This window comes from Acinetobacter sp. TSRC1-2 (assembly GCF_049895885.1).
Taxonomy (GTDB): Bacteria; Pseudomonadota; Gammaproteobacteria; order Pseudomonadales; family Moraxellaceae; genus Acinetobacter.
This window is the reverse complement of sequence record NZ_JAFCTF010000002.1, coordinates 320,429-327,240: the sequence shown is the minus strand read 5'-3', so window position 1 is coordinate 327,240 and position 6,812 is coordinate 320,429. Positions and strand designations below refer to the sequence as shown.

The 6,812-nt window shown below is 39.0% G+C and carries 9 protein-coding genes; 2 read left to right on the top strand and 7 right to left on the bottom strand.

Annotation, left to right across the window (positions count from 1 at the left end; all coding sequences use genetic code 11):
* Nucleotides 1-349 precede the first annotated feature (349 nt).
* Genes ACP69Y_RS04665 through ACP69Y_RS04655 form a run of 3 tightly spaced genes read right to left on the bottom strand, consistent with a single transcriptional unit; the run spans nucleotide 350 to nucleotide 3,195 of the window.
* Nucleotides 350-1,423, bottom strand: coding sequence for a DUF6670 family protein (locus ACP69Y_RS04665; RefSeq protein WP_425916567.1), 1,074 nt, complete (start codon nucleotides 1,421-1,423; stop codon nucleotides 350-352).
* 39 nt (nucleotides 1,424-1,462) lie between these two features.
* The gene (pssA, locus tag ACP69Y_RS04660; protein ID WP_425916565.1) at nucleotides 1,463-2,290 is read right to left on the bottom strand and encodes a CDP-diacylglycerol--serine O-phosphatidyltransferase; all 828 of its coding nucleotides are present in this window, start codon (nucleotides 2,288-2,290) and stop codon (nucleotides 1,463-1,465) included.
* 47 nt (nucleotides 2,291-2,337) lie between these two features.
* Complete coding sequence (locus ACP69Y_RS04655) at nucleotides 2,338-3,195, bottom strand: 23S rRNA (adenine(2030)-N(6))-methyltransferase RlmJ (RefSeq protein ID WP_425916564.1); 858 nt, start codon at nucleotides 3,193-3,195, stop codon at nucleotides 2,338-2,340.
* Between the two features lie 116 nt (nucleotides 3,196-3,311).
* Between ACP69Y_RS04655 and ACP69Y_RS04650 the strand changes: the two genes are divergently transcribed.
* Both ACP69Y_RS04650 and ACP69Y_RS04645 read left to right on the top strand, forming a co-directional pair.
* Complete coding sequence (locus tag ACP69Y_RS04650) at nucleotides 3,312-3,914, top strand: 2OG-Fe(II) oxygenase (protein ID WP_425916589.1); 603 nt, start codon at nucleotides 3,312-3,314, stop codon at nucleotides 3,912-3,914.
* A gap of 91 nt (nucleotides 3,915-4,005) precedes the next feature.
* Nucleotides 4,006-4,533 (top strand): hypothetical protein, encoded by a 528-nt coding sequence (locus ACP69Y_RS04645; protein WP_425916562.1) that lies wholly within the window; start codon nucleotides 4,006-4,008, stop codon nucleotides 4,531-4,533.
* 76 nt (nucleotides 4,534-4,609) lie between these two features.
* Here ACP69Y_RS04645 and ACP69Y_RS04640 read toward each other — a convergent pair whose 3' ends face one another.
* The 4 genes from ACP69Y_RS04640 to ACP69Y_RS04625 all read right to left on the bottom strand — a co-directional run bounded on the left by ACP69Y_RS04640 (nucleotide 4,610) and on the right by ACP69Y_RS04625 (nucleotide 6,796).
* Nucleotides 4,610-4,864 carry a DUF2789 family protein gene (locus ACP69Y_RS04640; RefSeq protein ID WP_425916587.1) on the bottom strand — a complete coding sequence of 85 codons (255 nt, stop codon included), beginning with the start codon at nucleotides 4,862-4,864 and terminating at the stop codon, nucleotides 4,610-4,612.
* A gap of 124 nt (nucleotides 4,865-4,988) precedes the next feature.
* Nucleotides 4,989-5,237, bottom strand: a complete 249-nt coding sequence (locus ACP69Y_RS04635; protein WP_425916560.1) for a DUF2789 family protein — start codon at nucleotides 5,235-5,237, stop codon at nucleotides 4,989-4,991.
* A gap of 144 nt (nucleotides 5,238-5,381) precedes the next feature.
* Nucleotides 5,382-5,639, bottom strand: coding sequence for a DUF2789 family protein (locus ACP69Y_RS04630; RefSeq protein WP_425916558.1), 258 nt, complete (start codon nucleotides 5,637-5,639; stop codon nucleotides 5,382-5,384).
* A gap of 170 nt (nucleotides 5,640-5,809) precedes the next feature.
* On the bottom strand, nucleotides 5,810-6,796 hold the full coding sequence (locus tag ACP69Y_RS04625) for a malate dehydrogenase (RefSeq protein WP_425916556.1): 987 nt from the start codon (nucleotides 6,794-6,796) through the stop codon (nucleotides 5,810-5,812).
* Between the last annotated feature and the right edge of the window lie 16 nt (nucleotides 6,797-6,812).

Below are 6,812 nucleotides of genomic sequence, written 5' to 3'. Positions count from 1 at the left end.
TCAATCAATGAAAATAATTTCGATCGATCAACCAGTAAAAATCCACACAAGTTGTTCTTCATAATCTCTTAATGAGTTTCTTGCCACTTCATCAGCAGCAAGCTAGGTCGGCTATATTACTCTCTATCTCGAGAAAGTCAACAGGTTTTATTGATTAATTTAAACCTCTTCAAGACTTCCAGATTCAAACCCTTTAGGCTAAATCCTTGTTTCTCAACAAGTTTTAATCAACATCACCGCCGATGGATACGCATTATAGGCGAAAAAAATCCTCATGCAACCCCTTTTCCGCATTATTTTAGAAATAACACTTCGACTGTTTATTTATTCCGCAAAATAAGAAGGTTTTTTATTTTTTGCACGCAAAAGGTACGGTATTGACCAATTGATCTTGCATTTTTTCTTCTTTATCTTTTTCCTGCCAGTTCAATGAACGGCAATCGATATATTCGCAGTAGCCACTTTCACCCATTTCCTCATGATGATTGATTTTGATTTGATATTTAAAGCTACCTACATAACCGGCAGCCAAACCGAATTTAAAATCTCCGCGACTTTGTGCTTGAACTGAAATACAGGTGCCATCTTTTCCTTCATAGCCCCATTCAAATTCACGAGGCAAATACATATATTGTCCATTCGGTGTTTTTACCTTCGGATAAACACGATGGACTTTGAAGCGGACATTATCATGAAACATTTGTGCTATGCCCGTCTTGGCATCTCGTAAATACATCCGAGATTGCACAATGCGATTAAAAGGATCACGAATTTGCACTAACAGAAGCTGACGATTATTTTCCAGATTAATAATTTGATAGGTAAAGAATGCGAGAGGTAAATAGGAAAAATTAATGGCGCGTGCATATTCGAAACAGCCCATTTCCTGAATTTCAAATTGCTGATCTTTATAGACAATCTGACCTTCACATTGACACAATACAGACCAATGATCTGCCAAGCCCATACGCAACTTGGTAAAATGAGAAATGATATTGCTAGTCGTTATAGATAAATCGAAACTCAGTTCTTTATCTTGGCGCTGGATACGAAAATGCGGGAAATTTCCAGAAATCATTTCCCGATCGGCAAACTTGAAATATTCTTTTTTAAACTGACATTCTTTTTCCACAGAATAGGAATTTAATTGCCCCCTCATATGTGGACTAACACTGGCAATAATGGTTGCTGTATCTAAAGCAGTGGAATGAATGGCACTTTCATTGCGAAGCATAGGGGCATTGGGCTGACCAATCACGCTCAGAAAGTTTAAATAGTGTAATGGTGCAGGCAAATTCGGAATCATCAAGCCTTGATGAATAATTTTATATCGCCCTTTTTGCGCATGATAAGCCAACTGCGCCTGAGAGGGAGCCTGATTGAGTTGTTTAGACTGGTCAAATAAATCTTGAAACAACTGCATATCGTGCTCCTTTTTATTTTAGGTATAGATGTCTCATTTTTATATAGGGTTATTTTTTCTAGCCATGAATGTCGTTACGAAACCAGAAAGTGCGTAGATAATAGAAATCACCAAGATTCCTACTGGAATATTATAAGTAATCGCGGCAAAGATAAATACAGCGATTGGCAGCACCGCAAAAGGAACACGTTTACGATCCAATGTTTTAAATGAATAATATTTAATATTCGAGATCATCAACAAGCCTACTGCCACTATAAGCACCGCATTGATAATTTGAATACCCACTTCACGCAAATCAAAAATTGCAGGGAAATCACGTCCTACCCAAACTAGCGTGATAATCAAAATGGCGGCTAACGGACTTGCCACACCAATAAAATAGCGTTTATCGACCACACCAATTTGCACATTGAAACGTGCTAACCTGAATGCTGCACATGCCGTGTAGACAAAACAACATGCCAGACCGATACGACCTAAATCATGCAAACTCCAGCTATACATTAGAATAGCCGGTGCCACACCAAACGCCAACAAGTCAGATAAAGAGTCATACTGTTCGCCAAAAGCACTTTGTGCCCCAATCGCGCGAGCCACTCGACCATCTAAACCATCTAACAACGCTGCAAGAAAGATAGCGTAAATCGCTTGGGTAAAATCACCATTCATACTGGCAATAATAGAGTAAAACCCCGACAGCAATGCTGCTGTCGTGATCAGATTCGGCCACAGATAGATGCCACGACGTTTTACCTTTTGTCCCTCATGGGTCTGTTCTTCTTCTTCCACTTCAAAAGTGATGCCATCAAAAGTATGTTCATCACGTGTAGAAGATTCACTTTCAGGTTTATTTATACTTGTCATTCTTGTCGATCCTAACTGTAACCTTATCTCTTTTTTAAACGTCTGTATTATTCGCCAACTAACCAGCGTACAGCGGCATGCCCACCATTTTCACTCATACGCAAATGCGGGAACAGCCATTGCAATGCTTCATCAGCATCTTGCGAGAATTTCCAAGGTGGATTAATCACCAGCAAACCACAACCATTCAAACCTACTGGGGTGTCATCTGGCCACACACAAATTTCACACACCAATTGACGGCGGATACCGGTTTTCATCATTTTCTTTTCAAAACGATCAATCATGGCGCGGTCTTTAATTGGATACCAAACTGCAAAACACCCTGTTGGCCATTTTTTATGTGCAGTCGCCAACAATTCTACTAGCTGAGGGAAATCTTTACGTTCTAATTCGTAAGGAGGATCAATCATCACCAAACCGCGTTTTTCTTTCGGTGGAATAACCCCTAACAAACCTTCATAAGCATCACGTTCATGCAAACCTGCACGGCGGTCACGAATATTGAAATACAATTCTTGAAAAACTTCTTTTTGCATTTCGAAGATCGTTGCTTTATCAATATCGCGCATACCTTCCAGTGCGAACCAAGGTGAACCTGGATAAGCACCTTTACCTGAACCGGCACGCATATCTTCAACCACTTTAAGATATTGCTTCACACCTTCTGGGGCATTGCGAACAATTGAATCATCAAGCTTTACTAAACGATGAATACCGTTTAAGAACTCACCTGATTTTTGTGCAGCAGATGTAGATAAATCATATTTACCTGCACCACCATGCGTATCGATATAGCGATACGGTTTATCTTTGGCATTTAAACGTGTTAAAAGTTGAAGCAATAACACATGCTTCATAACATCGGCAAAGTTGCCTGCATGGAAATGGTGACGGTAATTCATGTTTCTTTAATTCCTGTAATCAACGGATATTTTAGCATGAAAAAATGTTTCATTCCGAAGGATATCTTGCTCTAGAATACGCCACCTTTTTTCAGATTGTATTTGAGTATATGTATATGGATGCAATTCAGCTCCCAAAGTCATGGAATGTTGATCAAATTATTGAGGATTTAGATCAACATGGTTTTACGCTCATTGACAATGCCTACCCTCAAGACTATGTACATGCTTTAGTTGAAGAATGTACTTCCAATTTAAACCGTTTTCGTGATGCGGCCATTCAAAATGGCGTAGTCAGTAATATCCGTAGTGACCACATTCTGTGGATTAGTGAAGAATTAGAAGCTGCACAACATCACATTGAAACGCTTCAAGAAATCTCTCAATTATTAAATCGTAATTTTTATTTAGGCATCAAAGAAGTCGAAGCTCATTTTGCCTGCTATAACGCAGGAGAATATTACGCTTTGCATCGCGACAATCCGCAGGGAAAAAATGGTCGTATTATTTCTACAGTCTATTATTTACATGAAAATTGGCAAGATGACTGGGGCGGAGAATTGCATCTAGAAGATAAAAACGGGCAATGGCATACCATTCAACCCAAACCGAATCGTATTGCAATGTTCCAAAGCGATTTATTGCATGAAGTGATTCAAGCCAAGCATCAACGCTTATCGATTACTGCATGGTTACGTAGTGCTAATGTCTTGTTCTAATTGTTTATTATAATAGCAGGATACTGCATTTACCTTTAAATTTCTGGTTTTGCCCTTATATACTGATTATTCATCAATGAGGTATTGGCTAATGTTTGAAAATACAAAAAAAATTATCGAGCGGATCGGTGAGACGGATCAATTGTATTTGGAAAACAATACGCCTGATCTCGCTTTAGAACGTGCTGATTTACGCTTACAACTGGTGGTTATAAGCAATTCGCGTCAAGAACAGATTCATTTTCTACAAGAAGCTGTGGTTCTTTTAGAGCAGGCACGGATTGAATATGAAGAAATGCCTATGCGTTTGTATTTGAATCTGTCCTTACATCTGGCTAAAGCTTATATGCTGTATTTTGAAATCACTAAGGAACAGCGTTTTGCTTTAATTACCGAGCAGATTTTAAAACCACTGTCTCAACATGAACACAGTGACATCTATTTTTTCCTTGCCTATGCATCAGTTTCTAAAAATCAGACTGCATTGACTCGACACTGGTTAACTAAATACAGTAAATCTGCGGACTTTGATTTAGAACTGCTACAAAAACATCCCTCATTTAGGGTGCTACGCGAAGAAATCTGGTTTGTAAAAATACTGCAAAGTAAATTGCACTAATTTCAAAAAACAAAAAAACTCTCCGAAATGGAGAGTTTTTTATGTAAGCATGCTTTTTAAAAAATATATTCCAATTTTAAGCCATTTGTAATTTGTTGGCATTCATATGTAGTTGCTGATTAAGCTCGTCAATCCAGATAACCCACTCATCAGCATCTTCAACCAAATAACGGATCAGAAATTCACGCTGAGATTTATTCCAGAAAGGTGCATCATGTAAGTTTTGGTTTGAAGGTAATTGATGCGTACGTATAAAAAGCTCAATGGCTGCAGGGCTATTGGCCAATCCCAACTGCGAAAACAATAATTCTAAGGATGGTTTATTACTCATCATCAGTGCAAACTCCTTATTCGTTAATTTGTCATTTATTATTCAATTAACTTATAAGAAATATCAGAGAAATAATAGTCACCACTCTGATTATGTTGTTTCAATTTGTGATTAAAAAATCATCTTATTTATGAGGTTGATCATCACTATGCAATTGCTCGTTTAAGATATCCACCACCATTGCCCAGTCATCATCTTTTTTCCAATGACTGATAATGAAATCATGCTGTGCCGGCGTCCAGAATGGAGCGTGATGCAAAGGAATATCCATGGTCAATTGATGGGTTTCTATAAACTGATCGATTGCTTCCTCGCTCGCGTCAAGACCCAATTGTTCAAATAAGAGTTCTAGTGTGGGTTGCTGATCAAACATGCTGTTCTCCTCGGTAACTTGTATGTTTATCCCACTATCAAGTTATAAGAATTGCGGCGCAAAGCCCAGCTTTCACCTAGCGCTTGTTGTATATTTTTGTAGCAAAAAATTAGACCCTGTTGAAGGGCCTAATCCATTGAAAACTTATTGCTGAGAAAGCTTGTCACTTTCCACATGTAACAGCTGGTTAAGCTTATCAATAATGACAATCCATTCATCATCTTGGTGCCAGTGCTCACGTAAAAAAGCACTTTGACCTTCGCTCCAGAAACTTGCATCTGGCAAAATCACTTCAGAAGCTAACTGGTGATTTTTAACAAACTGATCAATCGCAGCTTCATCTGCAGGCAAACCCAATTGTTCAAATAATAATTCTAAAGTCGGTTGTTGCTCGAGTACCATACGATTCTCTCCTGCGGTTATTAAATGACATTTATAACTTAACAAGTGTAGGAAAAATTAGAACTACGGCCTTATGTCTTCTTGTTATCTTTTGTTATGAAGTATTTGTATTTTATAAAAAAAAGCACCCCTAATGGAGTGCTTCTTTAACTTAATCGTTTAAGATCAAATTATTTAATCATATCCGCAATTGCTGCACGTTCTTCTTCAAGCTCGTTCAACGTAAAGTTAATACGTTCACGGCTGAATTCGTCGATTTCAAGACCTTGAACGATTTTGTATTCACCGTTTTCAGTCGTTACAGGGAAACCGAACATTACGCCTTCAGGAATACCATACGAACCGTCAGAAGGGATACCCATAGTTACCCATTCGCCGTTTGTGCCAAGAGCCCAATCGCGCATATGGTCGATTGCAGCATTTGCAGCAGAAGCAGCAGAAGACAAACCACGTGCTTCAATGATTGCAGCACCACGTTTACCAACTGTAGGAAGGAATGTGTTTGCATTCCATTCTTGATCGTTAATCATGTCTTTAACGCTTTCGCCGTTAATTGTTGCAAAACGGTAGTCAGCATACATTGTTGGAGAGTGGTTACCCCAAACTGTAAGGTTTTTAATGTCTTTAACCGCTTTACCCGTTTTTGCAGCAATTTGAGATGCAGCACGGTTGTGGTCAAGACGTAACATTGCAGTGAAGTTTTTCGCTGGAAGATCTGGAGCAGATTTCATTGCGATGTAAGCATTTGTGTTTGCAGGGTTACCTACAACAAGTACTTTAACGTCACGGCTAGCAACTTCGTTTAATGCTTGACCTTGACCGATGAAGATTTCACCGTTCACTTTTAACAAGTCAGCACGTTCCATACCAGGACCACGTGGACGTGAACCAACCAATAACGCATAGTCAGCATCTTTGAATGCAACTTTAGGGTCATCAGTACCGATCATGTCTTCTAAAAGAGGGAATGCACAGTCTTGAAGTTCCATCATCACGCCTTTAAGCGCTTGTTGAGCTTTCTCAAAAGGAACTTCTAACAATTGTAAAATAACCGGTTGATCTTTACCTAGCATCTCGCCGCTTGCGATACGGAATAGTAAGCTATAACCAATTTGACCTGCAGCACCGGTAACGGCAACACGAACGGCTTGCTTCATCTAATTATCTCCAATT